The organism is Rhodococcus sp. MPR-R1B, from assembly GCF_058793255.1.
In genome coordinates this window covers 22,335-49,178 of record NZ_JBXAFO010000033.1, presented here as the reverse complement: position 1 = coordinate 49,178, position 26,844 = coordinate 22,335, and the positions used below count along the sequence as shown (strand labels likewise).

Sequence of the window (26,844 nt, the reverse complement as noted above, 5' to 3'; positions counted from 1 at the left end):
TGTGCCACGACGGTATTGAGCAGAGAACGGCAAGCCCGCCAGAGTGATAGCGTCCGAGAGGCTATGTCCGAAATGATTCCGAACTCGACCTAGGAAAACGGTGCGCAGCGATAACAACGGTTCGAATAACGGAGTCCTGGGGAACAACTCCGGAACGACTCAGGGCGACGGCCATTTCGACGCGTCCGACGACGGCTATGCAACGTCGATTCGAACCGTCACCTTCACACCACAATTCGACGAGCCTGCAGCAAAACCGTTGCCCAGTCAGCGGATGCGCCAGCAACGTCGTGAAGAGCCGACCGATTTCCGGACCTCGACGCCCAGGCCTATGACCTCCGTCGACGACCTGGACATCATCAAGCGGGCGAAGCGTCCACCCGAACGCGGTTTGGGCAGTGTGTTGTTCAAACTCACCGGGGGCCGGATCAACACCGGGCAGTCGGCTGCTGAACTCGAACACCAGGCTCTCGTGCGCCGTGCCAACCGAACGGTGCGCGGCGTGTACAAGATTGCTTTCATCTCACTCAAGGGTGGAGTGGGGAAAACCACGGCGGCCAAAACTGTCGGTTCGACGTTCGCATCGATCCGTGGGGATCGAATCGTAGCCATCGACGCCAATCCCGACCTGGGGACCCTGGCTGATCGCGAACGACGTGAACATCACCTGACCGTTCGTGATCTGTTGGCCGACGGTGACATTCGTACGTACAGCGATGTTCGCTACTACACCTCGCAAGGCGACAGCCGACTCGAAATCCTTGCGAGTGAGGCAGATCCGGAAACTTCGGAGTCGTTCAACGAGCAGGACTACCTCGATACTCTCCGAATTCTCGAGGTGCATTACAACATCGTCATCACCGACTGTGGCACCGGAATCATGCACTCGGCCATGTACGGAATTCTCGACGAAGCAGATGCTTTGGTTGTCGTCAGCCCGACGGCTCAGGATGGTGCCCGTAGTGCTGCAGCAACGCTCAGTTGGCTGACCAAGCACGGATACGCAGATCTGGTGAGCAGGTCGGTCGTGGCGATCAATTCGACGCGGCCGGGTTCGTCTTCGCTCGACCTCGATCAACTCGAGGACGTTTTCGCTCAGCGTGGAGTGCGAGCGGTCAAGACGTTGCCCTACGACGATCACCTGGGCGAAGGCGGTCCGATCGACTTGAAGTTGTTGAACAAGCGCACGGCACGGGCATATCTGGAACTCGTCGCAGCAATTGCCGATGGTTTCCCGGACTCGGTGGGCAAGCACGCTTCTCGATAGAACGTGCTCGCCACCGAATCTGATCAGCAGGCTCCGGCGTTCAAGGGTGTCGAAGTATCGCGCCGTATCCGTCGGCGAGAACGAGGCGTTCGTCGATCTGTACCAACTCGGTGCCGGTCCCGATTGCGATGTAGGGGAGTACGCGATCGGCGGGCCCGATCAACTCTCCACTGGTGACTTCCTTGTCGTCAGGATCGGTGAGCAGCAGCGTCTCGACCTTGCCCTGTTCGAGGGCGTCGAGGACGCGTGCGGTCCCGTCGATGGAGAGGCCGGAGTCCCGGCCCTGCTCGGCGACGTAGCGTTCGGTTTCCACATCCATTCTGCGCAGTCGCTGCGTGTCGATCAGTTCACGAATCGACTTGGACACCTCGGCGGGTGTCGAACCGACTGAACGCGAACCCTTTTCGACGTCCACCACCCGTAGCGTCGACGGCAAAAGCTGTGCAAAAGCTTTGCGGGATTGTACTTCTCCGATGACAACTACCAGCGCGACCTTGTGTTCACGGGCGAGCGCCGCCGCGCGCTCCACAGCCTGAGTCAGGTTCTTCCGGATATTCTCCTCCACGAGGCTTTGGCTGTCGGTGTATCGCTCCTGACCGCCCACGTGTGCCTTGTGGACCGGGAAGCCGTCTCCGTCTACCGTTTCGCCGTACACGTCACGCCCGCGAGCATCGCGCACGCACAGGTCCGCGCCAGTGTGGTCGACCTTGGCGATGAGGAACGGTTCGGTGTCGTATCCGTGTGCGATCAGTGGAATCAGGTAGGGCAGTTCGCCCAAGGTCGCGATAGTGGAGCCGGCAGGTTCGAGCAGAATATCGTCGATCAGCACTGCCTCGGAAGTGGCGACGATCGCGCGCCCGGCGCGACCTGAGATGCCGTGATGGTTGTCCTTCACCTCGTCCAGTCGTGCGATCAGCGATTCCGATGCTCCCTGTTTCGTGAGTTGATTGCGCATCGAGCGCCATTCGAGTTCGAAGCGCTCGCGCGCATCTTCCCGGTTACGGACGTCTTCGAAGTACACGGAGGCAAACGGGCCGTCACTCGAACCGACCTTCTTCAGTCGCCCAGCATGCATGTCGGCTCCCTTCTGTAGTGGTCCTATGCCGCGTACCCGACAACCGGTGATTCGACACGACCGCTTTCAGTTCGCACGTTTGTTCGACTGCTGGTACTGTCTGTGAACGTGAGGGTGGTGCAGAGGGAAGCCTGCATCACCTTCACGCCAAGAGCCCGGGACCTGCCGCCGACTGCCTTCGGTGGCAGGTCCCGATTCTGCTTACTCGGCGTCGTCAGTGCCCTTCGACCTGTCGGAACTCTTGCGCCAGTGGGTGAATCGTTCCTTGATGTCCGACGCTACATCGCCGACGCCATTCCCCACGGCGCCCACCGCACCGCCCAATCCGCTACCGATGTCGCGCACCATGCGGATCAAAGGGTCCTCCGACTCGTCGAAGTTCTGCTTGTAGGTCTTGGCTGCATTCTTGAACTCGTCGCTGATCTTCGCTCCGTCGTCATCGCCGCGACGGGGGTAGTTTCCGCGCAGAATCGCGGCGTAGTCTCCGCTGTCCACCCACTTCTTGAGCTCGGCGGCGCGAAGCACCGAGAACGGGTGAGAGAGCAGTTCGATGTTGAGGAGCTTGAGTACACCGTCGCGGAGGTCGCCGCTGGCGTCGTACTCGGCGGCCTGGGCAAGAAACGCGTCGATGTCGATTTCACTGACTCGGGATCCGCCCGCCAATTTCATCTGGACGCGAATCGCGGTGTGTACGTCCTGCCCGCACAACAGTCCGGCACGATCACCGGACAGTTCTGACTTGCGCTGCCATTCCATGAGGGCGGCGATGATCGCGCGCAATGCCCACCCGCCGACGGGCAGCCATCCGATGGTTCCGGCCAGTCGCATCAAATGCATCAGGATGGTCCGATACACAGCATGACCGGACAGCGCGTGGCCAAGTTCGTGGCCGATGATGAACCGCTGTTCCTCGTAGTTCATCACGTCCAATAGGCCGGTAGTGACCACCATGAACGGCTTGTCCATGCCGATGGTGAAGGCGTTGACCATCGGGGTCTGGAGTACGAACAGCTCGGGTGTCTCGTCGGCCTGCAGGATGTCGACGCAGTCACGGCGCAGGTCGTTCAGGTCGCTGAACTGGCGTTCGTCGACTCGCACCGACGTGGCGAGGTACATGAGGCGGTGCTGACGTTCTTGGAGCAGTCCGGACAGCGTCCGCAGGACAGTGTCGAACCCCCGAAGCGTCCGGAGCGTCACCAATGCAGCCCGATCGGCTGGGTGTTCCCACGCACGCGAGCTGATGTCCGGGAACTCGATTCGGGTGCGATCTGGTGCAGTGGTCATGGTGGCCCCTCACTTCGATGTGTGTCGACTCACCTCCAGGGTAACGACTAGTCGGTTTAGCGTGGATTTCCGGCAGCTCACTCGGTGGGCTGGGGGAGCGTGCAATCGGTGACTTTGGGGTTGACGCCGAAGTAGTTCAGCGGACCCGCGATGACCGTGAGCGCGATGGTCCCGACGCCGGCGCAGTTGGTCGGCGAACTGCTGTAGTAGCCGCGTTGGCCGGCCGCGACGGCCCCGACTATCAGCCAGATCAGAACGATCAGAGTCACAATTCTCATCATGGCGGGCTCGATTCTTCAAATATTATGGTGCCCAGCGAAATACCCGGTCAGAGTGGGTATGAAACGCTCTGCCGACGGGTATCCGCGGTGTATGCGGCTCGAGGCGGGCGTATCCGCCCGAGTGAACGCACTGAAGGAGCTTGTGATGATCATCCTCGGCGTGATCCTGCTGATAATCGGTTTCGTGGTGAACATTCCGATCCTGTGGACGATTGGTGTCGTCTTGCTGGTGATCGGAATCATCCTGTACGCGCTGGGCGCGGCCGGGCACGCCATCGGTGGTCGGCGGCATTACTACTGATCCGTTGTCGGCTCGTCGTGCGTATCCGTGCCAGTCGGCGCGGTCGGTACGGTGCGCTGAACGGCACGCGCAATCAGTTCCCGAAGGCAGACCTGGCGCAGCGTTCGCTGTTGCCAGTCGCTGCCGTTGCCTGTGACTGACTTGAGCTGCAGCGCCGGCTCCACGCTCGAGTACTCGCCTCCCTCGTCGAGGGAGTCACGGACATGGATCAGGAGCCGGTGCAACAGTTCCGTGGCTGAAATTCTTTGTGAGGTAATCGGATCGATCGACGCTCCCAGGACGCCTTCCTTCGCGGACACCCAGGTTGCGAGGCGGAGGCTCTCGAGGGAAATGTTCGGAGCCTCGATGCCCCGGTCTATCGCGCGTAACGCAGTTGCCACCAGAGCCCGTCCAAGGGTTGCAAGTAGCGCTGCATCCTCTGCTGTCGGCTGAACGTCGCAGACTCGGATCTCGACGGTCGGTAGGTGGCAGGAAGGTCGGATATCCCAGTAGGCCATCCGCTTGTCGAGCATCACGCCGCAATCCACCATCTTCGCAACCGCGGTGTCGAAGTCCCCGGTGGTCTCGAAGTACGGCGGCGGCCCGGCGACTGGCCACCTGGACCATTGGATCGCCCGCCAACTCGCGAAGTCGGTGTCGACTCCTTGGTGGACACGGGAATTGGCGCTCAGTGCCAACAAGGCGGGCAACCAGATGCGCACGTGATTGCAGACCTGCACGGCCTGTACTTGATCAGCGACGCCCACATGTATGTGGCAACCGCAGATGCTTTGTTCGGCAGCGAGGGCGCCGAAGCGTTCGCCCATCCGGCGGTAACGAGGCGAGTCGCTGATCTCGAAACGCGAAGGCCCCGAAAGCGGTGCGCCGACGGCCAACAGCCTGCAGCCGTTCAACTCGGCAGCTTTTGCCGCGAGCCGACGCATGTCGGTCAAGTGGGTTCGGAGTTCGTCGATGCCATGGCACACGGGAGAGTTGGTCTCGACTTGGCAGCGGGACAACTCGAGCTGAAGATCCAATCCCAGTGTCGACGCGGTTTCCGCAACCGCAGCATTGTCGGTGGACGGCAACCAGGAGGTCGGGTCGACGAGGATGAATTCTTCTTCGACGCCGACGGTCGGGGTCGTCGATTCGTGGCGGCCAGCGGTGGATTCGGTCGAGCAGGTGGCGCCCATGCTCGCGTCTACCCGGTCGGTCGAAGGCGGAAACCGACCCGAGGAAGCCCCGTTCTCGTCGGGAGAACGGGGCCTGTGGTCGGCCTTGCCAACATCTCGGAAGCGTCAACGAGTCCTTGCACACCGTATGAATCTGGGGACTGGCGTGCCTGGGAAAACGTACTGTGTCGGACTCGGTAAAACGAGACCCCAAGGCATGTCTCACCCCCTATTTCACCCTCGTGTGGACTTGTCCGCACACCCTTCGCCGAGTCGCGGATCATGACCTGGCGGCCTGCGGTGGTGCAGTCTCGGCTTTATCCGTGGGGCCGCCGTTATCGAGCAGATTCCGAGAATGCGAACCCATCTAAACTAACGTCCAGCATTCGGATGTGGCGTTCTGGCGGAGTGTGTGGGTTCGGTGAGTCAACAGATATTTGATCAGTTAATCGCGTGCACAGCATCCGGAGAAGTTGTGGAACTTTCGAACTGGTATTGCGTTTCACCAGCGCAAATCTTCAGTGGTCATGGGTAAAAGTCAGAAGATGGGAGAAAGTGCCTGGGATTGTGTTGCTACCGGTTCGTTATCGCAGACGAATGTCCACTATGTGCGTGGATGACGACTCTTGAAGGCGGGCAAAACTGCGTGTCAGCTGTGTCGGAGCTTCCTCTGTCTTTGTGTTCTTGGATTGAGAGTTTCACCAGGAATATCTTTCGTGATCGACGCGCCGGGAAATTTTTCTCAAGATTTACCCACTTGCGAATTGGGGAAATAAGCGGGTTGCGGAAGACCGAAATATTGCGGGTGGGAGCTGTTATTTCCGGTGATTTGCCCATATCTTGCTGAGTGACGTATTTGCAACCGAAGTGTCGCGCGGTCGAGAAATAATGCTTTTCATGCTTTACATTGGAAATTGCAAGATGCACGTTTCATCCTCAGTGTTAAACGAAAGGACGAACGCAATGGGTAGCTTGGAAGATTTCGACATCGCGGCACTTCTTCAGAAGGTCATCGCATTCTTCGACGGATTCTCGTCGGACGAGACCGAGACCCCCACGGGCTAAGACTTAGCGAAGCCGCTGTGCATCCGGATGACACTGGATGCGCAGCGGCTTCTTTGTATCAGGACCCCATCTGTCAGCCCAGCCGGATCTGTCAACCCAGCCGGGAACTGAGCTCGGTATCTCGGCCGGGGCGGACTCAGCTTGCACATCGGTGCGAGCTGGAACGATCTTTGTCACATAAAATGTTAGGTATTACATATTGGACATCGATGAGTATTAGGGTGCAGGTATGGGGACGAAGCAGCCGGCCGGTTCAAGCGCAGATCGTAGTATCCGCGACGAAAAGCAGAGTGCCGTATTCCAACCACTGGCACGGACCAGCTTGCGCAGCGATGCCACGAGACTGCTTCGGGCCCGGATCTCGAGCGGTGAACTGGAGTCCGGCCGGCTCTACGCGATTGGCGACATCGCAGCGCAACTCGAGGTCTCGCCCACCCCGGTGCGTGAGGCTCTACTCGATCTGAAGAGCCAAGGGCTCATCGAGATGGTGAGGAACCGCGGCTTTCGCATCGTCGAACTGACGGATGACGAACTCGCGGACATCGTCGAAGTCCGGCTGATGCTCGAGCCACCTGCAATGGCGAAGGTTGCCGTGCTCGAACCCCCGCTGGATCTCACCGATCTCTGGAAGCTGAGCAAGCGCGTCGAGAACGCCGCGGCCGAGGGGGATCTGGTCTCATTCCTGACCCTGGACAAGGACTTCCACCTGGAACTTTTGGCTGCACTGGGTAACGCACGGCTGGTCAAGGTGGTGGAGCAGTTGCGCGATCAGACTCGCCTGTCCGGGCTGAAAGGCATTGCAGGCAGCAAGGACTTGGTCGGGTCGGCTCGGGAGCACGATCAACTCCTGCAGGCGTTGGAATCACGAGATCCGGTTGCGGCCGAAGCTGTCATGACTGCACACCTCCACCACGTCAGCGGGTTGTGGGCCGGACGCTCCGAAAAGTCCGACTGAAGCGGTCTGGCCCGAACACGCCGGCATAGGCCGGGAGGCTTCGGCCGAACACGCTGCGAGCGACCAACTCTCCGGTGACGGGGCCGAGGGTTATACCGAGCATCGCGTGGCCGGTGGCGACAGTGACATTCGGATGGTGAGGTAAGCGACCGATGATGGGCATCCCGTCGGGTGTCATCGGGCGTAGCCCTGTCCACGGGACTGCATTCTGCGGAGGTTCCCAGGTGTCGAAATAGTCGGCTGCCGAGGTCAGTATGCCTTCGGCCCTTCGCTTGTCGATGTGTTCACTTCGGCCTCCGAATCCCATGGTGCCGGCCATTCGGGTCGCATCGGACAACGGGGTGACGGCAACCTTGGCTTCCGACAGATACGACGCCCGAGTTCCGACGGGGAAAATCGGTGGAACGTCGAAACCGTAGCCTTTCCCGGATTGGACGGGGAGTGTGTACCCGAGTCCTCGCACCACGTCCGCACTCCAAGCGCCTGCGGCGACCACAAATGATCGGACGTCATCGGCCGTTCTGCTCCAGATGCCGTCACGTTACCGATGGAGTCTTCCGACAGCGTCAGTTCGGTGCCTTCCACGATCTCGACCCCGAGACTCTCGCACTGTGTGATCAAGCTTTCGACGAAGGCTGCGGGGTCGAGGAATCTCTCGTGGGGACAGACGATCCCACCGACGACCGAGCTCGAGAGTCCCGGCATCAGCTGAGCCGTTCGGGCACTGGTGTGTACGTCGAATTCGTCACCGCCGAGTGCTCGCACCAGCGTCATTTCTTCGGCGTGGGAGTCGAGCGACTTCTGTGTGCGAAACAGCTGCACCAATCCGGATCGGTGGTTTTCGAACTGAAGCCCAGTGCGCTCGAGTTCGTCGAAAAGCTCGAAAGTCCGATGATTGAGTGCCATCAGATTTCGCAGACCGGATTCGAATCTCGTTGTGGTGCAGTTGCGAAGCATCGCAATCAAGAAGGAGGCAAGGCGAGGGTCGCGGCTGGGACTGATGTACAGCGGGCTGTCAGGACGCAGCATCCACTTCAACGATTGGGTCAGTACTCCGGGGGCAGGGACGGGGGCCGACATGCTCGGGACGACCCACCCGGCGTTATGGCTCGACGCGCCGGTTCCCGCATCCCTCGCGTCGACTACACACACGTCGGCTCCCTCGGCAGCCAAAGCCAGCGCCGAACACAACCCGATCGAACCGGCACCGATAACGGTCACTCTCATGGAAATTTGCCCTCTACTGACGGTTGGCGATCGTCATCTGTCCGCGGAGGCCGGCAGATGCCAATTGATAGTTGACGGTGATCAGTCCGATGATGTCGTCGACGGTGTTCAAGCGATGCTCGATGGTTCGATCTGACGTTCGCCGAGAACCGGGGACACCCTCCGCCATCTCCGCAGCAGTTGTTGTCGGGTGAACGATTTCGAGGACCCACTCGTCGCGTAACTCCGTCGGCTTCAGCGAGTCGCACTGTTGCACAACTCGTCTGGATGCATCGCGAATGGCTGCGCACGCCAGACTCGGCGGAAGCGAGTTGGTAGCAGACCACCCGTGCGCCTGCTTCACCACGACGGTTTCGGCCGAAGGAGACGTAGCGCTGACCAACCCGCAGATCACGTCATCTCCAGTGACCAAGCCGACCGGCACGCCGTGAGTAGCCGCGTAGAGCGAGTTCACATCGCTTTCCGACACGGTCCTGCCGTCGAGACGAACATCCGTGAACAGAGCCGAGAACGTATGTGCCAGCACACCCGGACCACCCGCAGGAGCGTGGTAGCCGACGAAAAGGGCCACGTCGTGTTCAGCGGTGAGACCCTCTGCCATGCACTGCAGTTTCGGCGATCCGAACAGAACCCGCGCCCGCGGATCCAGTTCGGCGTGCAGCAGATTGTCCATCGTTCCATGACTGTCGTTGACGAGCACCGATTGCGCGCCCGCGTCGAATGCTCCGGCGATTGCCGCGTTGGCCTCGGCCGTCATCAGTGCTTGCGCACGTTGGTATCCGTGACCTCCACGAACTATCTGGTCGAGCGTCGCAATTCCTGCGATGCCTTCCATGTCCACCGAAATGTAAACGTGCATAGTGAGACTCTCCGTTTGTCGATTGTCTTCGTGACGACTCGGTCCGGGGCGGTCAACCGTTCGGGATGGACAAAGCTTCTCGTACCGTATTCGCCAGGACGGCCGAGGCCGGCACCTCGAGAGGCGTCGTGGCAACCAGTCGATTCTTCGTGAGCGCGAAACTCAAACCGTAGTCCGGATCGGCAAACCCGTACGAACCGCCGAACCCGCTGTGGCCGAATGAATTCGACCGTCCGCCCATTGCAATCCCTTTGTCGCCCAGTAGATAACCCAAACCCTTGCGGACCGGCGCCTTGTGCGTTTGATCGTACGCATCGGTTTCCAGCGTCGTTGCCAGAGTGGTCCGCGCTGGCGGGAGTAGACGCACTCCGTCCACACCATCGCCGATCAACGACGCATAGTGTTTGGCCAAGGATCGAGCGGAGGTGATGGCACCTCCGGCAGGGACAGCTGATGCCTGAATCGACGGAGTGTTGAAGAGCTCCGCCATGATCCGAGTATCAGGGCTCGACGCGGGACCGGTCAGAACTGATTCGTCGTTCGCGAGAACCGCGATGCGGTCCCTAACCGAAGGAGGGACGCCGAAGAACAGATCCGTGATACCCAAAGGCTCGCAGATCAGTTCGGCGACGATCTGGCCGAAGGGCTTCCCGTACACGCGACTTGCTACCTCGCCGAGAACGAATCCGGAAGACAGTCCGCGGTACGCGGTCTCGCTACCCGGAGTCCACATCGCCTCGGACTCGGCCAGGCGAGCGCAGGTGCCGTCCCAGTTGTCGAGGTGAAAGTCGTGTGTTATGTCCTGGACTCCGGACGTGTGGACGAGGACCTGTCGAATAGTCGCCTCTCCCTTGCCGTTCTGTCCAAACTCCGGCCAATAGTCGCTGACCCGTGCGTCGTAGTCGAGTTCGCCGCGTTCGGCAAGCAGATGCACCGTCGTATACATGAGACCTTTGCTGCACGAGAAGATCGGGAATAAGGTGTCACTTCGGACGGGCGCACTTCGAGTGGGTTCGGTGTGCCCGGACCAGGCATCTACGATCAACTGACCGTGCTGGTACACCGCAACCTGGATGCCGAGTTGGGTGTCTGCGGCGACCATTGCGTCGAGTTCGGCCTGAACCACCCGCTGTACGTCGACAGTCATCTTTTGCGTCCCTCGTGCTGGGCGATCTCGGTACGAAAGTACTCCGAGACAACGGTGGTCAGTGATTCGAGGTACCGTTCGCCGCGTGACTCCAGTGCGGCGACGGGGTCGCCCAAGATACCGTTCACCGACAATGCTTTTGTCCCGCCGTCGAACAACGCGGTGGCAGTGTCCTTGTCGAAGCGTCCGAGGAATCCGGGCTCGGCGGCGTTCATGTCGACGAGGTCGGGTCGCAGTGCGAGGACTATCGATGTTTCGAAATCGCCGGCATGAGAACCGCAGGCCTCGGGAGAGATCGAATCCTCCTCAGCCACTGCTTCGAAAGCTGCGAGCAACTGGAGAAGATCGGTGTGCGCATGAATCCGTGTCTCGCCGATCCGGGGTCCGACTCTCTCGATCAGATGCGCGAGGGGTTCGAAGTTGCCGCCGTGGCTCGAGATGACGAGGATATTGTCGAACCCATGAGCGGCGAGACTGCGAACGTAATCTTCGACTACGTCGAGAAACGTCGCCTCGCGCAGAGAGACCGTTCCGGGAAACGACATGTGGTGCGGGGAAACTCCGAACGCGATGGTGGGCGCCACCATTGTCGCCCCGATCCGTGTGGCGACGGCAAGCGAAGTGGCAGTGCCGATCAGGGTGTCCGTGGACAGAGGCAGGTGCGGGCCGTGTTGTTCGGTCGCTCCCACCGCGAAGATGACGTTGCGGATCCCGTCGTTCATCGCCTCCTGCATCTGGGTCCACGTCATCTCCGCCATCGAGGGGGGTGCGCCGAGCGTAGGGCTCATCAGGCTGTTACCGCCGTCGCAGCGGCGTCGCGGCTTGCGTTCCGAAGGCTGTCGATCGCAAGTGCGGCGATCTTCCCGATTGCCGCGTCCACCTTGCTGTTACGCATGTAGTTGTTCTTGTCCCTCAGGAAGATCGCTACAACGTAGAGATCCTCGTCGCCGAAGTCGACGACGCCCACCTCGTTGCGAACCCCGGCAAGGAACGTGCCGGTTTTGCCGGAGATCGTCGGTCCGTCGACGTACGCGGAGGAGAGGCGGTGAGGCGCGAACTGCAGGCCCATCACTCGGCGTACTTCTGCGCAGGCTTCGGCGTCTGCAGCCTTGTCCGTCCAGATGAGGCTGAGCAGTTCGGTCATCTCACGAGGGGTACTGGTGTTACCGCCGCGCGCGTTCAACGACTCGCCTGCTGCGATGGCCGCGACGAACTCGTCCTCGGGAAGCCCGAACGGGTTGCCGGTGGAGGTGTTCTGCAAAGTTGCGTATTCATCGGTCGAGAGTTCCTGGAGAGCAAGCGAAATGATGCCTTCGCAATCGGTGGTGATGGAGGTCGAGTTCAATCCGAGCGCGCGGAGTCGGCTCATGATGTTCTCGGTACCTACCATCTCTTGCAGAATGTCAGTGGCGGTGTTGTCGCTGACCTGCATCATGAGCAGGGCCAAGTCCCGGATGGATACTTCCACGTCGTCCGTCATCGCTGAAATCCCGGAGGGCCCGATGGTGCGCCTGTCTGCAGGGACCTTGATTCGGTCGGCCAGTTGTATGCGTCCTTCAGATGCCTGGGCGGCGACCTCGAGCATGACGGGGACTTTGTAGGTCGAGGCGGTCACCGAACGTGCATCGGCGCCGGAACCGATTTCGAGGTTTCCGTCGAGGCTGCGGACGTGAAACGCAACGGTGGCGTTTGCGTCGTCACACACGTCGGCGATGGAGGCGAGGATCCTGAGGGGATTGGTGCTCATGGTATTCCGTTCCGTGGGTTGGCGTGAAGGAGAATGTTTCGGTCAAGGCAGTGACGTGTTCATGAACTCGCGGAATTAGGCGGGGCGTAAAGATGACAACGCGCCTCACCTGACGGCGTGGAATAGGTCGGGGGCGAAACCGTGTCGCAGATCGCGCCGATGCGTAGGTGACATCTCTCGTGAAAGACACAGCCGCCCGGCGGGTTGTCAGGCTTCGGGGGCTCGCCGGTGAGGATGATTCGCTCTCGCGCAGCTTCGGAGAACAGTGTCGGCGATGCCGAGGCCAATGCGCGTGTGTACGGGTGTGCGGGGTCGGTCAGAATGCTCTCGGTCGAACCGTACTCCTGCACCTGACCCAGATACAGGACGGCAACCTCGTCGCAGAAGAATCGAACGACTCCAAGATCATGACTGATGAAAAGGAAGGATGTTCCGGAGTCCTCTTGAATGTCCTTGAGGAGGTTGAGAATCTGCGCCTGCACCGAAACGTCCAGGGCGGAGACAGGTTCGTCGGCGACGATGAGTTTCGGTTTCGCTGCGACGGCGCGTGCGATCGCCACTCGCTGGCACTGCCCACCCGAAAGTTGGTGTGCGTACATGTCTCCGTACGAAGCGCTCAGTCCGGCACGGTCGAGCAAATCGTCGACGTCCTGGCGACGCGCCGAATGCCCGCCTATGCGTAGTGGTTCGGCGACGGCACGCCAGATCGGCAGCTTCGGATCTATCGATGCGCGCGGGTTCTGGAAGATCATCTGCACCGATCCCGGGGTTCGCTTGCGAGAGGACTTGCCGGTGACACGCTGCCCCAGTATTTCCAGGTTGCCACCGGACGGCTCGAGCAGGCCGGTCACAACTCGACCGAGAGTGGACTTGCCGCTTCCGCTTTCACCGACCAGTCCGAGAGACCGCCCTGCCGGGATCGACAGGTCGACGCCCCGAAGCGCCTGCACGGCGCGGCCGCCCAGACGTGTCCGGAAGGAATGGGTGATCCCTTCCAAGCGGGCCACTTCGTGTGTGGAAACTAACTGGTGTTTGGTCATCGAGCCACCTCACTTGCCAAGACGCGCTGATGTGAGCCGGTCATCGGGTGCAGACAGGCCGCGAGATTGTGTCCACTTCTTTCGAGTTCGGGCGAGCCTGAAAGGCATTCGTTGCCCGCACGGTCGCAGCGTGGGGCGAAGTGGCAACCGTGGTTTCGGTCAGACAACGGCGGCACGATCCCTCGTACCGTCTTCAAACGCCGAGCACCCGAGTTCATGCTTTCCAAACAGTCGACCAGTGCGTGCGTGTACGGATGCTCCGGTTCACGCAGTACGTTGTCGACGGATCCGGATTCGACGATCTTGCCCGCGTACATCACGTACGCCCGGTTGCAGTGTTGTGCAACCAGCCCGAGATCGTGCGAAATGAACATCATGGACATCCCCTCGTCTTCGATGAGACTGTGCAACAGATCCATGATCTGCGCTTGCACTGTTGTGTCCAATGCGGTGGTCGGCTCGTCGGCGATGAGCATCGTCGGTTCGCAGGCCAGAGCCATTGCGATGAGTACACGTTGGCGCATCCCACCGGACAATTCGAAAGGAAAGGCACCGGCGACCCGATCCGGGGCCGGAATCCCGACTCGGGCAAGCAGTTCGCGTACTCGTTTGGCTGCAATGCGTTTGGTGACCTTGTGATGTATACGTACGAGATCGCCGAGTTGTCGTTCGATGCTCACCACTGGGTTCAGCGAGGTTCCGGGGTCCTGGGGGATCATCGCAATGTCGGTGCCTCGAAGCGGGGCCAGCGCACCACGGTCGGACATGTCGAATTGCCGGCCGTCGAAGACCATCTCTCCATGTGCCGCTAGGGAGCCTTCGAGGAGGCCGAGTACGGAGTACGACGTCACTGATTTGCCGCAGCCGCTCTCACCGACCAGTGCGACGCTCTCACCCGAATTTATGTGGAAGCTGACTCCGTCCACTGGTCGCAGTGCGGGATTGTCTGCCAGTGCTACACGGAGATCCGTGATCGACAGCAGCGGTATCGTCATCGGTTGCTCCTCGGGTCGAGCGCGTGGCGAAGGCCGTCTCCACAGACCAGCAGAGTGATGACGACGAGGGCGATGGTGCATCCGGGGACTATCGACATCAAAGGCAGGTCGATGCTGTGGGTCGACCCGAGGGCGAGCATGTTGCCCAGAGACGAGGTCGGTGGCTGGATACCGAGGCCGACGAAGCTGAGCCCGGCTTCGGCGATAACGGTGAAGGCGAAGATCAGGGTCAGCTGAACCGACACTGATTCGATCATGTTCGGCGTGACGTGCCGAACGATGATGCGCCAGGTCGGAACTCCGCTCACGGCTGCGCTGTCGATGTATTCCTCTTCACGAATCTTGAGTACGACACTGCGTGTAACCCGTGCGAGATACGGCGTGTAGCCCGCAACGAGAGCGATGACCGTACTGGTGACCCCCGCTCCCATTGCGGCGATGAGCGCCAGTGCGAGCAGCAATGAAGGCAAAGCCAGCCCGACGTCGATGACCCGGGCAATGACGGTATTCGCAATTCCACGGGTGAAGCCTGCCAGCATTCCGAGTGGTAGCCCGATGATCATGACGCCCAATGTCACTGCAGCACTGATGGCGAGTGAGGTGCGGAGTCCGAACAGTAGACGGCTCAACTGATCTCGACCCAGATCATCGGTGCCGAGGAGATGCTCACCGTTGGGTGGGGCGAGAGTCGACGTGAGATCTTGGACGTTGGGGGAGTGCGGCGCGAGAAGAGGCGCGAGCACGGCCGCCGACACTAGTACGAACAGAATGCTCCATGCCACCTTCTGACCAGGCAAGGAGAGAATGCGGGCCGTGAATCGACGCCGCTGACGTGTGCTCGGCGCGATTGGGGAAGACGGGGAAAGCGCAGCTCCGAATGACTCAGTCATTGTCGGTCCTGACTCTGGGATCGATGAGGGAATAGACGACATCCATCAGAAGATTGACAGATACGACAACGATGACCAGCACGAGGATGCAACCCTGCACCACTGTGTAGTCGCGAGCCAAGACGGATTGAACGAGGAGTCGGCCCATACCGGGAACGGCAAAAGCATTTTCGACGAGGAGTGCTCCGCCCATCAGCGCGCCCATCTCCAGTCCGGCGATCGTCACAGTGGGAAGTAGTGCGTTCCGTAGTGCGTATCGAGAGTAAACGCGACGCTCGGGGATCCCGAATGACCTTGCCGTCCGGACGTAATCGGAGTTGAGTGTGCCGATCAAGGATGCACGCGTGGTCTCGAAGAGCAGAGTCGACATACCGACACCCAGCGCGATGGTCGGAAGAATCATGTGTTGGAAATGCGCACCGATACCGTCACTGATCGACGAGTATCCAAACGTCGGCAAGACGTTCTGGAACGCGATGATCAACAGGAGAGCCAACCAGAAGCTGGGTACTGCGATACCCAGCGTTCCGACCAGTCGGACACTCCGGTTCGCGCGATCGCTGGTGAACCTTGAAGCGAGGACGCTCAGTGGTACCGCGACCAACAATGCGAAGCCAAGCGCATACATGCCCAGTTGAAGTGTTACGACGATGCGGTCGGACAGTAAGGTCGTCACCGAGTCGTTGAGCACCAACGACTTTCCGAGGTCGCCGCGAGCGGCGGCGGACAGCCAGTCGAAATACTGGACCACCACCGGCTTGTCGAGACCGAGTTCGGAACGAATACGTGCGATCTGCTCAGGACTGACAGACCCGCCCGGCCCGCTCACTGTGCGAGCGGGGTCCCCGGGGATCGTCCGAAGGAGTACGAACATCAGGAATGTTGCGGCGAGTCCGACGATTCCCAGTTGTGCGGCATTGACCAACAGGGTGCGCGCGATTCGACGCAGCCGGCCGGACGAGGGCGCGGGCTCTCGCTCCTTCGGCGGCATGTCGGAATCAGGTACCGCTTCGATCACGCTCACTTGGCGAGCCAAACCCTCGAGAGTGGATTGGTGCCACCCTCCGTGAATTCGTATCCGCCGACCGATGGGCTGGTTGCGGCGATCTTCTGCGGGTACACGGTGAACGCTGCGTAGGCATTGTCCGCGATCAGCTTGGATGCCTGCTGGTACATCTGTGCCCGTTGCTGCGGATCCTGTTCGGCGCGAGCAGCGTCGAGCAGTTTGTCGAGTTCGGGATCGTTGATCGAAGAGGCGTTCAGATCGCCCTTACTGTGGAACAAGGGGTAGAGAATCTCGTCGGGATCGACGGTGGCCGTGGTCTGACCGCTGTTCATGACCGTGAAATTCTTTGCTGTGTAGATCTTCTGAGCCCACGATCCGAACTCCTCTTTGCTCAGGTCGACCTTGATGCCGACGTTCTGGAGCTGTTCGGCAACCGCATCGGCTTCTGTCGAGAACGGAGTCTGGGTGAAGGTGCTGAACGGAACCGTCGTACCGAGGTCGAAGTTTCCGTTCTTCAGGAATTCCTTTGCCTTGTCTGTTGAAAACGTCTGTGAGGCAAGACCGGAGAGGTCCGAGTAGGCATCGCCGATTTTCGGGCTGAGGGGCCCGCTCGCCGGATCGGCGTATCCCTGGTAAATGCCCTGTGCGATACCGTCACGGTTGATCGCTGCAGAGAACCCGCGGCGTACGTCGACGTTGTCGAAAGGCTTGACCGCCTGGTTGAAACTGACGTAGTTGAACGTGTTGCTGATCGACGTCTTGATGACCGAGTTGCCTCGGCTTTTGACTTGTGCGAGTTGGGCCGGTGTCACACCGAGAACATCGAGTTCCCCGTTGACGAATGCCTGCATCGAGGTGGTCGGGTCGGGAAGGATCGAGATCTTGATCGAATCCAGGTAGTTGTCGTCAGCCCAGTAATCGTCGTTGCGGACGAGCCTGATGTACTGACCGGTCTTGTACTCCTCGAACTTGTACGGACCGGTGCCCACCGAAGCTTTGAACGGGTCGGTCTTGGCGTACTGCGTCACGGCGGTTGGGGACATCATCATCACCCGTCCACGGCGCAACGAGGCGACAAATCCACCGGCGGGGGTCGAGAGATTCATGGTTACTTCATGGGGTGCGCTGACCTCAACCGATTCCAAAGACGGCGGCAGGTTCGCACCGGTTCCATTCGGGTCGAGCAATCGATCGAGATTGAATTTGACTGCTTCGGCATCGAACGGCGTTCCGTCAGTGAACTTCACACCATCGCGGAGGGTGAAGACGTACTGCGTGGGGGAGGTCTGCTTCCAGGACGTAGCGAGTTCGGGTACCGGTTGACCGTCCTTGAAGTCGACCAGACCGTTGTACGCGAGGGTAGCGATCGATGCTGTGCCCACCGAGGTGACGGCCATTGTTCCCATGTCGAACGCAGGTGCAATCGGTTCTGCGCCGATCGAAACTCGCAGTTCACCGCCCCGCTGCGGCTCGCCGGCGGGCTCGGACGAGGCGCCGGCGTCTTGAGTTGCGCCTGAACAACCACCGAGAACCAGTGCGAGTGCAGTTGCAGTTCCCACCAGAGCGGTACGCCTCAAGAACCGCGTCATTGTCTTGTCCATCAGATCCACCTTCGGGCCGTTCGTTCGGAACGGCGGGTTCGTACGGAGCCTTGCGAGGATGCATTAGGTGTAATACCTTACCGATTGGATGTCAAGGAATTTCAGTGAACTAGCCCTGAAGTACACCCCGAGAAACGGAATCGGAAAACGATGGAAATCGAAGATCATGCAGTGGCTCCACACATCGCCCTCGCCAGGCTCGACTCGTTGATTCCCGTCGGGGTCGCCGTCGCAGCGGTGGCCAGTGCCATCACCGAGCTTCACGAGGGGCGGCTCGAACAACCACCGCGAACGGTCGTGGCGGACGGCCAGCTGCTCGTGATGTCCGCACTGCATCGGACCACCCGAGACGCCGTTGTCAAGACGCTGACGATCTACGACATCGACGGAAGCAGGCGCATCGAAGGAACTGTGCTCTGGTACGACGGAGCCACCGGACTTCCGCGGTTCAGCGTGGAGGCCCACCGGTTCACCGCGCTGCGAACCGGTGCGGTCTCCGGTGTGGCAACGGACGTGCTGGCGCCCGAAAAGGTCCGGCGTCTGGCGATCCTCGGCTCCGGCGCCCAGGCCGCGACACAACTTGATTCCTGCTGCGCAGTAAGGGAATTCGAGGAGATTTCGGTATACAGCCGGACTCTCGCGCATGCACAACGCTTTGTCGACGAAGCAAAAGTGAGGCATCCAGGACTCCGGCTCTCGGTAGCAGGATCGGCAAACGAATGCGTCGGAAATGCTGACGTGGTGTGTTGCGCGACCGGCGCCACGTCACCGTTGTTCGACCTGGAAGCATTGCCGGCAAACGTCCACGTCAATGCAGTCGGATCCTTCCGTCCGTCGATGACGGAACTCCCTGCCGGGCTCATCGATGCTTCGACGGTCACCGTCCTCGACGACGTAGCCGGATGTCTGGAGGGATCGGGCGAAGTCAGGTCGGCAATCGAGCGAGAGTTCCCCATCTCCGACCTCCGATCACTGGGCGCGGTAATGGAATCCGGCGTGGAGCGTCACGGTCGCACGGTGTTCAAGTCGGTCGGGTGTGCAGCACTCGACTGGGGCGTCGGCAAAGCGATCGCCGACAGGCTCGAGCGCGTCGTACTTTCCTGACCGATCACAAAGGCCTGCCCCAACAGATCCCTTTGTCGGGACAGGCCTTTCGGTGAATCTTGCGCGAGTTGGGACGTGCGCTCGAGTTGGGGAGTGCGCTTTAGCTGGTCGCATCCTTCTGGATCAAGAGCATCGCGTCGTCGACCGGATCGAAGTACAGAGCCGGGTCGGCAACCAGTGCAGCGTTGTCACCATGAGTTTGCATGGTGACAACCCAGGCACGATCGTCGTGTTCCACGTAATAGGCACCCGCGAGGACCCCGATGGAACTGCCGCCCTTGAATCCGCCGTAAGTGAACCATTTCGCGGACTCGTCACTGAGCGCCGGATCCTCGGCGAGAATGTCTCGAACCGGTGCGCCGCTCTCGGTCTTCGCCCTCACTTGCAACGTGACCAACGCGGCACGCAGGTCGGCGGGCGAGGCGAACCAATCGATGTCGAAAGGCCATGCGGGGGTGGTGAATGCAGACGCCGGGATGTCCACCAGGCCGTCAGGTAGTGCCGCGAGTATCGCTCGACGCTCGTCCGGAGTTCCGTCGCGCCAAGCGATACGTTGTGCGCCTTGGTCACCCCAGCCGAGTTGGAACAGTGCGCGGGTCGGCTTGAGCGGGATGTTGAGCGAAGGATTTGCCATGCCCATCGGGGCGAATTCGGCTTCTACCTGCTCGCGCCCGACAGCGGCGATCAGCATGTCGGTGGCGGTGTTGTCGCTGATCGAGATCATCTTGCCGGCGGTATCTCGGACCGTGACTTCAGTTCCCGATGGCAGGTCCTGCATGGTCCCGCCGGGCATCGATTTGAGGTCGTCGGTGATGGTGAGCTTCTGATCCCAGGAGAGTGTCCCGTTCTGGACGGCCGTCGCGACCGCGCCGAGAACGTACAGCTTGATCGTTGACCCTGTGGGCTGTGGTGAGGTGTCGCCGACACTGAAGACTTCGGCGTTCTTTCCTTCGGTGACCTCGGTGACGGTCAGATTGGTCGGCGCGGAAAGCGCTTTGACAGCTGCCTCGAGTTCTTGCCAAGATGCGGCCGGCACATGAACGTCCTTGGTCGGTGTGATCGCCATTCCGAGGATCAGCCCGTTGCCGTCGACGACGACGTTGACGTCGAACGCACCGCCGGTGGTGCTGGTGATGGAAACTGTGCCGTCGGAGTCGCCTCCCTTGTAATTCACTGTTGTCCAAGGCTGTCCGGCTCGGATGGAGTCGAAGTCCGGAGGTGTCAGGATTACGGGTGCAGTGGGCCCGAAGTGTTCGGCGATTTCTTCCTGGGTCAACGGCGTGCTCGTGTTGAACGCACTGAGAAGCCAGGTGATCTGCTTGCCGACGGAGCTGTCAGGGATCGTGACCGTAGCGGGTGCCGCGGTGGGGGAGGTCTTTGTGCGGTTTTCAGAGGTTTGTGCGGAATCAGTCCCGGAAGTACATGCGGCGAGGGCGAATACCGCTGCGGAGGCAAGTGCTACCAGCGCGAGCGGGCGGCCTTTCCTGCGTGTGTGTTCGAGTTTCATGGACTTATTTCATCAGCATCTTCTTCGGCGCGCGTCCGTCTGAGGTGTAGACATACTCAGCCTGAGGTACTGAATCGGTTCATCCTCGAGTACCGTCAACTGCGTGTAGTGGTGACACGCACCTTGCCGCTGGACAAATGGGAGAAAGGCTGCACTCGAAGAACTTTCGTGATGGCTGCGAGAGCTAGTTCTTGGTCGCGGCCAAAAAGGACGGTTGCGTTGACAGCGCTGCGATTTCTTCGGGGAGTTCGGGGATCCGGCGATCGTACAGTTCTGCCAACTCGACCGAGCTGAAGCGTCGGACAGTCCAATTGTGTTCAGCCAACCACTGGCCCGGATCGGATCGCTTGTCGCTGTAGAACAGTTGCGAAATGTCCAGGTCTCCGAACGGGTCCTTGGCGAAGTACTTGGATCTGATGGCCGCAAGCTTGCTCGGGTCGGTTCCGGCCGGAAAGTCGTTCACCGCCAAGCGACTACCGGTGGCCGAGAGTTCGTCGATCCGCTCGAACAGGGCGTCGTGGGCCGGGCCGGGGAGATAGGCGAGCAGGCCTTCCGCCGACCAGGCTGTGGGTTCGTTCGGGTCGAAACCAGCCTCCTCGAGTGCGGCCGGCCAGTCGTTTCGCAGATCAGTAGGCACAGTGCGTCTATCGGTCTTCGGCTGGGCGTCGTGCGCAGCGAGCACTTCGGCTTTGAACTCCAGCACCTTTGGCTGATCCACTTCGAATACCGTCGATCCTGAGCTCCAATCCAGCCGGTACGCACGCGAATCCAACCCTGCTGCAACGATTACCGCCTGTCTTACTCCGGATTCGGTTGACGACGAGAAGAATTCGTCGAAGAACCTGGTTCGCAACCCCATGAAACCGCCGAAGGGGGTGTCCTCGAGGAGCGTGGGATCTTTCAGAAGAGCTGTGAAATGCGGCTCGGCTGCAGCTTCTACGAACCACGATGCGAACTTGTCTTCGATGATCGCGTCCGGACGGGTGCTCTCCAGTGCTCGGAACGTTGCCACTGCCAGCGCAGTAAGTCCGACGCTACTGACGATGTCCCACGTATCTCCATCGCTCCGCATTGTCTGGGTGTCCTTCCGCTCTTGACGACTGAGCCGAACTCTCTCGACCCTACGCCCGTGTGACCCCTCGTCGCCTGGAACGGAACGGTTGGACTTGGAGCAGCAAATACACGCTGACCGGATCGAAAAATTCTGCAGTGCAAGGCGTTCGGTTTGAATCAGCATCCTGCCAGGAATTTGCCAGGTCAGTGCCAGTGAGCGGCAAGGATGCAGGACTTCACTGGGGTGTGCCTCAGGGCTGAGAGAGAGCCTCGAGAATCCTTCGGGCAGGGGATTGATCGTGGCATGACCATCCGCCGGAACCACTTCGCGGGACCGCTCGGTTCCAGTTGATCTCTCGGACCGCACAACGAATGTCCCGTCGAGAAAGAGAGATGTGAGCCCATGTTGCAGGAAGGCTCGCTGGATGTATTGGCCGCCGCGGCGCGGAGCGGTAGCCGTGAGTCCATGGCCAGTTTGTATGCGGCGTTTCGTCCGATGGTTGTGCTGCGGTGCCGCGCCGAGCTTGATCAGGCCGTTTCCGATTCCGCCGCGGATGCCGCGTGCGTCGCCGTTTTCACGGCAGTGTGCGACGGATCGGAGACGTATCAGCCTTTTCTACGCGTGCTGTACGCGAGTACAAGCATCGCGATTGCTCGGGCGGCATCCGACGGGTTCAGCGGTGGATCACTCCCGCCTCCGACAACGCTTCCGATTGTCGAACGTGATGTCCTGGTGTTGCGGCTGATCGTCGGGCTCGATACAAAGGCGACCGCAACGTCGCTTGCCCGTACGACAGACGAGGTGTCGCTCGACCTGCATCGGGCGCTGCAGCGACTGCGAAAGTTGTCTTCTCCGAATGCAATCAGAGAGAGTTTGGTATTCACCTGAGGGCGTTCGGAATGCGCAGATTCGGGCGGGAACGGATCCCTGCCTTACTGGCCGGCGATGTATTCGATCGACGGGCCGGCAGTCCAACCGCCGTCGACGGCGATCTCGGAACCCGTTGTGTACGAGGCATCGTCGGAAAGCAGGTAGGTGACCGCGCCGACCAACTCCTCCGGGCGACCGACACGGCGATACGGATTATTGGGGAATGCGCCCTCTTCGAGGCTGATACCCGTCGGTGCAGTCATGGGCGTCAGGACCATGCCGGGGTGAACCGAGTTGACCCGGATCTTGTCGCGGCCGAGTTCGACGGCGGCGATCTTGCTCAGCCCACGCACGCCCCACTTGGCTGCGCCGTAACCGCTGGTCAGAGCCATGCCCATCAGGCCGGCGGCCGAGGAGATGTTCACGATGGATCCGCCGCCGGCTGCCTTCATGAACGGCACCACCGTGTGGATACCGGTGTGCACGGACACCAGGTTGATCTGGATGATGCGCTGGAACGTCTCGAGTGGTTCCTCGGCGACTGTCTGGCCGGACGCCGAGATTCCGGCGTTGTTGACCAAACCGTTGATCGCGCCGAACTCGGATACCGCGTACTCGGCGGCGGACTTCCAAGACGCTGGATCGGTGACGTCGAGGTGAACGTAACGCGCTGCGTCGCCGAGAGATTCGGCCACTGCTCGACCGTCGTCGTCGAGTAGGTCGCCGATGACGACGCGGCCGTTGCCCGCGACGATGCCGCGGGCAAACGCCTCGCCCAGGCCGCGTGCGCCGCCAGTGACGAGAACGACTTTTCCGGAGAGATCCTGAGTCATGATTGTTCCTTACCTGTTGGTGTTGCGAGATATGGCTTCGAGAACGCCCCGAGCGCGCGGGTGATGGCCTCGGGTGCGGGCGTCCGGAGGTCTGCCATCTCACGCAGTGCGGCGACTACCGCAAGTGTTACCTGGCCCGAAGCCGCTGTGGTGTCGAGCGAGGTTTCCGGACGGTCGATCAGGCGTGCGACTTCTGGGCGAATCAGTTCCATCGTCTCGAAAGTTGCTGATTCCCAAACTCTCCGGAGTGCCGCATCACCGAAGATGATGGGCATCAGTGATCGGGTCATCGGCTCGAAGGACTCGCCGACCGATGCGATAAAGGCATTCTTCACAGCCGCTGCGAGCCCGAATTCGCGGGCTTGCGCGCTGAGTGCGGTGGCCAGACTGCGGTTTCCCTCGTCGAGCATCGGCCAGATGCTCTCCTCTTTGGTGGCGAAGCAACGGTAGAACGTTCGCTCGGAGATTTCTGCCCGCTCGGCGAGCTCCGCGATGGTCGTCGAAGTGTCGCCGCGTTCGACGAAAGCGGCAGCACAACTCTGCGAGACGCGGAGAAGTAGTGCAGTGCGGCGGGCTGTTGCCATATCCGCACTGTACCAAAAGTGGCAGAAACTGCCACAAATGGTGTCGGCCGGTCAGCCGACGTTACCTTCGATTCCGGAAACCTCCTGCTCAACTGCGTTCTTGAGGTTCAGGAGCGTCTTGCGGATGTTGCCGCGCTGAAAGTCGGCGAAGGTTTTTCCTCCGGTGGCAATTTTGTCGAACATGTCGGCGGCGAAGTCCGGCCAGCCGCGCCTGTCGTCGGTCCACGTTTCGGTAACTCGGGTTCCGTCGGGCACCGGCGAGAATCGGTACTGCCAGGTTGCGATAGAGGCGGGGATCCGGGGAGTACCGAGGCCGATCTTGTGAACACGGAATTCGAAGAGCTTCCCGGCCTCGGCAGCGGTGACTGTGCATCGCGTGGTCCACTGCGCGCGCCCACGCTTGTTGTGCCCGTCGAACTCCATGCCCAGGAAAGCGCTTTCGCGGTCTCCCCGCAAGGTTGCGCCTATGTTTTCGGGACTCCAGGCACCCATACGAGTGGGATCGCTGATGACCTCGTAGAGGGAAAGCGCGTCGGAGCTGACGACGATGCTGTCGGAGACGGTAAGTTCGCGAGCCATTTCGGTTTCAGGTTCTTTCTGTCGAGCGTGTGTGAGGTGTGAGTATGACGATCGGTGGTTTCGCGAACAAGATGCGGACGTGGCGGATGAACCGTCGACCTGATCGGCGTTGAACTACAGGTGCGGTTTCAGTTGGATCTTGACCGCGCCTTCCTGCTTCTTCTGGAAGATCTCGTAGGCGTGTGGCGCCTGATCGAGCGGCAGCTGATGGGTGGAAAAGGTGTCGACACCGAGTGGGTCGTCGTCAGTGAGCAGGGGCATGATGTCCTCTACCCACTTCTTGACGTTCGCCTGGCCCATCCTGAGCTGAATCTGCTTGTCGAACATGGTCATCAGCGGCAGCGGATCAACCATTCCGCCGTAGACACCGATCAAAGAAATGGTTCCGCCGCGCCGAACGATGTCGATGGCCGAATAGACAGCGCCAAGGCGATCGATTCCTGCGTTACGCATCGCAGGCGCGGCAAGAGCGTCGGGAAGGAGTCCGACGAACTGCTGCGCGAGCTTTCCGATCGGAGACCCGTGCGCTTCCATACCGACAGCGTCGATCACCGAATCGGTTCCGCGGCCGTTTGTCGCGTCTCTGATGGCATCGCCGATCTTGCTGCCGTAGTCGTCCAGGTTGAGGGTCTCGATACCGCGTTCGGCAAGGCGCGCAAGGCGTTCGGGTACACGGTCCACACCGATTACTCGAAACCCCTTGTGGTGGGCGATACGAGCCGCCATGTCACCGATCGGTCCGAGGCCGAGGATTGTCACGGACCCACCCGGCGGAATGTCGGCGTATTCGACCGACTGCCAAGCGGTGGGGAGCACGTCGGAGAGGTAGACGAATCGCGAATCCGCGGGACCTTCGGGAACTTTGATGTGTGTGAAATGTGCTTGCGGTACTCGGAGGTACTCAGCCTGCCCGCCGGGCACCGAGCCGTAGAGCTCGGAGAAGCCGAACAATGCTGCGCCCGTTCCCTGATCGCGGACTTGCGTCGTCTCGCACTGTGTGTAGAGGCTCGAATCGCACATGAAACAGTTGCCACACGAGATCTGGAACGGAATCACGACGCGGTCACCTATCTCGAGATTCGTGACTTCCGAACCGACTTCTTCGACGATGCCCATCGGTTCATGGCCGAGAATGTCGCCGGCATTCATGAACGCACCCAGAGTCTCGTACAGGTGCAGATCGGATCCGCAGATATTCGTCGTGGTGACCTTGATGATTGCGTCGGTGGGTTCGACGATCTTCGGGTCCGGAACCGTATCGACGCTTACTTTCCGTTTGCCTTGCCAAGTCACTGCGCGCACTGGGATCGACCTCTCATCGTGGAAATGCTGTTCGCAGTCACCTGCCCGAAAGCACTGAAATGCAAACAAAATCGGTGAGGGTTGCGAGAAGTCCTGAGCGCGTTAGATTGAGATGGAGCTGGGTCCCGGTCTCTTTGCACCGGCTCCAGGACCGAGACGACGAGATGATGAGGACGATCGCATGACCGACAAAGACGACAACGACCAGTCGCCCAAGGGTGGGCACCCAGGACCCGTGGACAAGGGCGGCGACGGGGGAATGGCAACGCGAGAACAGGCGCCTGAACTGGTCGAGGAGACCTCCGGCGAGAAGTCTGACGACGAGTAGTTTCCTTTTACTCCGCGTTGGGTAACAACGGGGATAGGCCGCATCGGACCGTCCCGGAATCAATGCGGGCGAGGTTCCTCGAGGTTGAGCAGCCAGCCACGGGAACCGCCTTGAGCAGATCCCTCAACCCTGTTGTCATTCAACCCTGTAACAGCACGTGATCGAATCGGGTCCGCAGTAGTGTCGGGACCCGGAAGTCGTCAAGCGTTCGAACTATCAACTGCTCGGCAACATCCCGGAGTTTCACGTTGGTCTCTTGAGAACGCCACACGAGTATGTCGAAGGCGCGATCGGCCGAAATGCCGTAGATCACCATGAGCATGCCTTTGGCTTGCTCGATTACTCCGCGAGAAGCGGTGATTTCGTTGACCAGCACGTCGACAGACGCTTTCACCGTGCTGTCGAGGGTTTCGGTGACGTCGATGTAGAAGCCTGAGCTGCCGACCACGGCACCCGACTCGTCCACGACGCTGTCGCCGACGACGATTACCGAGTGAGTATCCCCTGCAGTGTCGATGATGCGGTGGCGGCTGCTGAACGGTCCGCCTGAAGTGCGGATGGCGTGCAGTGTCTGAGCAACGTGTCTTCGGTCGTCGGGATGCTTGTGCGAGAGCATCAATTCTGTCGTCGGAGCTACTTGGTCGGGTTCGTATCCGTGAATCCGTGCAACTTCGTCCGACCACTCCCACCGGTCGCCGTTGCGGTGATAGAGAAAGCCGCCCACCCGGTGTGGAGCCCCCGATCCTGACGTTCGCCCCAACCCGTCCTCGTTCACCACACACGCCCCCTCGT

General features: G+C 60.5%; 27 protein-coding genes and 1 pseudogene. 6 read left to right on the top strand and 22 right to left on the bottom strand.

Going from position 1 to position 26,844, the window contains the following annotated elements; translation table 11 throughout:
* Positions 1-100: 100 nt before the first annotated feature.
* A complete protein-coding gene (locus AC1Q61_RS29060) occupies positions 101-1,267 on the top strand; it encodes a MinD/ParA family ATP-binding protein (protein WP_003945525.1) in 1,167 nt (388 codons plus the stop codon).
* A 40-nt stretch (positions 1,268-1,307) separates the two neighbouring features.
* Here AC1Q61_RS29060 and AC1Q61_RS29055 read toward each other — a convergent pair whose 3' ends face one another.
* From AC1Q61_RS29055 to AC1Q61_RS29045, 3 genes are all read right to left on the bottom strand, one after another.
* Positions 1,308-2,342 (bottom strand): baeRF2 domain-containing protein, encoded by a 1,035-nt coding sequence (locus AC1Q61_RS29055; protein WP_007734628.1) that lies wholly within the window; start codon positions 2,340-2,342, stop codon positions 1,308-1,310.
* A gap of 201 nt (positions 2,343-2,543) precedes the next feature.
* Positions 2,544-3,626 carry a M48 family metallopeptidase gene (locus tag AC1Q61_RS29050; protein WP_042452503.1) on the bottom strand — a complete coding sequence of 361 codons (1,083 nt, stop codon included), beginning with the start codon at positions 3,624-3,626 and terminating at the stop codon, positions 2,544-2,546.
* A 77-nt stretch (positions 3,627-3,703) separates the two neighbouring features.
* Positions 3,704-3,907, bottom strand: a complete 204-nt coding sequence (locus AC1Q61_RS29045) for a hypothetical protein (RefSeq protein WP_003945456.1) — start codon at positions 3,905-3,907, stop codon at positions 3,704-3,706.
* Between the two features lie 145 nt (positions 3,908-4,052).
* Here AC1Q61_RS29045 and AC1Q61_RS29040 point away from each other — a divergent pair, with 145 nt between their 5' ends.
* Positions 4,053-4,208: a DUF6131 family protein gene (locus tag AC1Q61_RS29040; RefSeq protein WP_003945912.1), complete on the top strand. Its 156-nt coding sequence runs from the start codon at positions 4,053-4,055 to the stop codon at positions 4,206-4,208.
* Here AC1Q61_RS29040 and AC1Q61_RS29035 read toward each other — a convergent pair.
* Positions 4,202-5,380, bottom strand: coding sequence for a carboxylate-amine ligase (locus AC1Q61_RS29035; protein WP_492651318.1), 1,179 nt, complete (start codon positions 5,378-5,380; stop codon positions 4,202-4,204). The genes AC1Q61_RS29040 and AC1Q61_RS29035 overlap by 7 nt on opposite strands.
* A 1,273-nt stretch (positions 5,381-6,653) precedes the next feature.
* On the opposite strand from AC1Q61_RS29035, the gene AC1Q61_RS29030 reads away from it, so the two are divergent.
* Complete coding sequence (locus AC1Q61_RS29030) at positions 6,654-7,379, top strand: GntR family transcriptional regulator (protein ID WP_081305440.1); 726 nt, start codon at positions 6,654-6,656, stop codon at positions 7,377-7,379.
* On the opposite strand, the gene AC1Q61_RS29025 is transcribed toward AC1Q61_RS29030, so the two are convergent.
* From AC1Q61_RS29025 to AC1Q61_RS28975, 11 genes and pseudogenes are all read right to left on the bottom strand, one after another.
* Positions 7,339-7,842 carry an NAD(P)/FAD-dependent oxidoreductase gene (locus AC1Q61_RS29025; RefSeq protein WP_492651320.1) on the bottom strand — a complete coding sequence of 168 codons (504 nt, stop codon included), beginning with the start codon at positions 7,840-7,842 and terminating at the stop codon, positions 7,339-7,341. The two genes, AC1Q61_RS29030 and AC1Q61_RS29025, sit on opposite strands and share 41 nt — an antisense overlap.
* An 83-nt stretch (positions 7,843-7,925) precedes the next feature.
* A pseudogene (locus tag AC1Q61_RS29020) lies at positions 7,926-8,606 on the bottom strand (FAD-dependent oxidoreductase); the annotation flags it as partial.
* 13 nt (positions 8,607-8,619) lie between these two features.
* A complete protein-coding gene (locus AC1Q61_RS29015) occupies positions 8,620-9,465 on the bottom strand; it encodes a M55 family metallopeptidase (RefSeq protein ID WP_492651317.1) in 846 nt (281 codons plus the stop codon).
* A gap of 52 nt (positions 9,466-9,517) precedes the next feature.
* A complete protein-coding gene (locus AC1Q61_RS29010; RefSeq protein ID WP_492651316.1) occupies positions 9,518-10,612 on the bottom strand; it encodes a serine hydrolase domain-containing protein in 1,095 nt (364 codons plus the stop codon).
* Positions 10,609-11,400 (bottom strand): creatininase family protein, encoded by a 792-nt coding sequence (locus AC1Q61_RS29005; RefSeq protein WP_231915788.1) that lies wholly within the window; start codon positions 11,398-11,400, stop codon positions 10,609-10,611. The genes AC1Q61_RS29010 and AC1Q61_RS29005 overlap by 4 nt, the downstream gene beginning before the upstream one ends.
* The gene (locus tag AC1Q61_RS29000; RefSeq protein WP_003945892.1) at positions 11,400-12,359 is read right to left on the bottom strand and encodes a serine hydrolase; all 960 of its coding nucleotides are present in this window, start codon (positions 12,357-12,359) and stop codon (positions 11,400-11,402) included. Before AC1Q61_RS29000 ends, AC1Q61_RS29005 begins: the two co-directional genes overlap by 1 nt.
* Positions 12,360-12,418: 59 nt before the next feature.
* Positions 12,419-13,399 (bottom strand): oligopeptide/dipeptide ABC transporter ATP-binding protein, encoded by a 981-nt coding sequence (locus tag AC1Q61_RS28995; RefSeq protein WP_037132368.1) that lies wholly within the window; start codon positions 13,397-13,399, stop codon positions 12,419-12,421.
* Positions 13,396-14,394, bottom strand: a complete 999-nt coding sequence (locus AC1Q61_RS28990) for an ABC transporter ATP-binding protein (RefSeq protein WP_051649482.1) — start codon at positions 14,392-14,394, stop codon at positions 13,396-13,398. The genes AC1Q61_RS28995 and AC1Q61_RS28990 overlap by 4 nt, the downstream gene beginning before the upstream one ends.
* Positions 14,391-15,284 (bottom strand): ABC transporter permease, encoded by an 894-nt coding sequence (locus AC1Q61_RS28985; protein ID WP_064112944.1) that lies wholly within the window; start codon positions 15,282-15,284, stop codon positions 14,391-14,393. The genes AC1Q61_RS28990 and AC1Q61_RS28985 overlap by 4 nt, the downstream gene beginning before the upstream one ends.
* Positions 15,277-16,308, bottom strand: a complete 1,032-nt coding sequence (locus tag AC1Q61_RS28980; protein WP_003945487.1) for an ABC transporter permease — start codon at positions 16,306-16,308, stop codon at positions 15,277-15,279. Before AC1Q61_RS28980 ends, AC1Q61_RS28985 begins: the two co-directional genes overlap by 8 nt.
* Positions 16,305-17,891 carry an ABC transporter substrate-binding protein gene (locus tag AC1Q61_RS28975; RefSeq protein WP_492651315.1) on the bottom strand — a complete coding sequence of 529 codons (1,587 nt, stop codon included), beginning with the start codon at positions 17,889-17,891 and terminating at the stop codon, positions 16,305-16,307. Before AC1Q61_RS28975 ends, AC1Q61_RS28980 begins: the two co-directional genes overlap by 4 nt.
* A 150-nt stretch (positions 17,892-18,041) precedes the next feature.
* Between AC1Q61_RS28975 and AC1Q61_RS28970 the strand changes: the two genes are divergently transcribed.
* Positions 18,042-18,995 (top strand): ornithine cyclodeaminase family protein, encoded by a 954-nt coding sequence (locus AC1Q61_RS28970; RefSeq protein ID WP_492651314.1) that lies wholly within the window; start codon positions 18,042-18,044, stop codon positions 18,993-18,995.
* Positions 18,996-19,095: 100 nt separating this feature from the next.
* On the opposite strand, the gene AC1Q61_RS28965 is transcribed toward AC1Q61_RS28970, so the two are convergent.
* Positions 19,096-20,502 (bottom strand): serine hydrolase, encoded by a 1,407-nt coding sequence (locus AC1Q61_RS28965; RefSeq protein WP_492651313.1) that lies wholly within the window; start codon positions 20,500-20,502, stop codon positions 19,096-19,098.
* A 184-nt stretch (positions 20,503-20,686) separates the two neighbouring features.
* The gene (locus tag AC1Q61_RS28960) at positions 20,687-21,574 is read right to left on the bottom strand and encodes a class I SAM-dependent methyltransferase (protein WP_047269285.1); all 888 of its coding nucleotides are present in this window, start codon (positions 21,572-21,574) and stop codon (positions 20,687-20,689) included.
* Between the two features lie 384 nt (positions 21,575-21,958).
* On the opposite strand from AC1Q61_RS28960, the gene AC1Q61_RS28955 reads away from it, so the two are divergent.
* Positions 21,959-22,444 carry an RNA polymerase subunit sigma gene (locus AC1Q61_RS28955; RefSeq protein ID WP_492651312.1) on the top strand — a complete coding sequence of 162 codons (486 nt, stop codon included), beginning with the start codon at positions 21,959-21,961 and terminating at the stop codon, positions 22,442-22,444.
* Between the two features lie 44 nt (positions 22,445-22,488).
* Here the strand turns inward: AC1Q61_RS28955 and AC1Q61_RS28950 are convergent, their stop codons facing one another.
* The 4 genes from AC1Q61_RS28950 to AC1Q61_RS28935 form a co-directional block, all read right to left on the bottom strand.
* On the bottom strand, positions 22,489-23,259 hold the full coding sequence (locus AC1Q61_RS28950) for a glucose 1-dehydrogenase (RefSeq protein WP_007734653.1): 771 nt from the start codon (positions 23,257-23,259) through the stop codon (positions 22,489-22,491).
* Entirely contained in the window at positions 23,256-23,843 is a 588-nt protein-coding gene (locus AC1Q61_RS28945; RefSeq protein WP_492651311.1) for a TetR/AcrR family transcriptional regulator, read from the bottom strand. Before AC1Q61_RS28945 ends, AC1Q61_RS28950 begins: the two co-directional genes overlap by 4 nt.
* Before the next feature lie 51 nt (positions 23,844-23,894).
* Entirely contained in the window at positions 23,895-24,422 is a 528-nt protein-coding gene (locus tag AC1Q61_RS28940; protein ID WP_007734657.1) for an SRPBCC family protein, read from the bottom strand.
* 114 nt (positions 24,423-24,536) lie between these two features.
* A complete protein-coding gene (locus AC1Q61_RS28935; RefSeq protein ID WP_042452468.1) occupies positions 24,537-25,724 on the bottom strand; it encodes a zinc-dependent alcohol dehydrogenase in 1,188 nt (395 codons plus the stop codon).
* Positions 25,725-25,905: 181 nt separating this feature from the next.
* On the opposite strand from AC1Q61_RS28935, the gene AC1Q61_RS28930 reads away from it, so the two are divergent.
* The gene (locus AC1Q61_RS28930) at positions 25,906-26,052 is read left to right on the top strand and encodes a hypothetical protein (RefSeq protein WP_164490549.1); all 147 of its coding nucleotides are present in this window, start codon (positions 25,906-25,908) and stop codon (positions 26,050-26,052) included.
* Positions 26,053-26,191: 139 nt separating this feature from the next.
* Here AC1Q61_RS28930 and AC1Q61_RS28925 read toward each other — a convergent pair whose 3' ends face one another.
* On the bottom strand, positions 26,192-26,830 hold the full coding sequence (locus AC1Q61_RS28925) for a PAS and ANTAR domain-containing protein (RefSeq protein WP_037132380.1): 639 nt from the start codon (positions 26,828-26,830) through the stop codon (positions 26,192-26,194).
* Between the last annotated feature and the right edge of the window lie 14 nt (positions 26,831-26,844).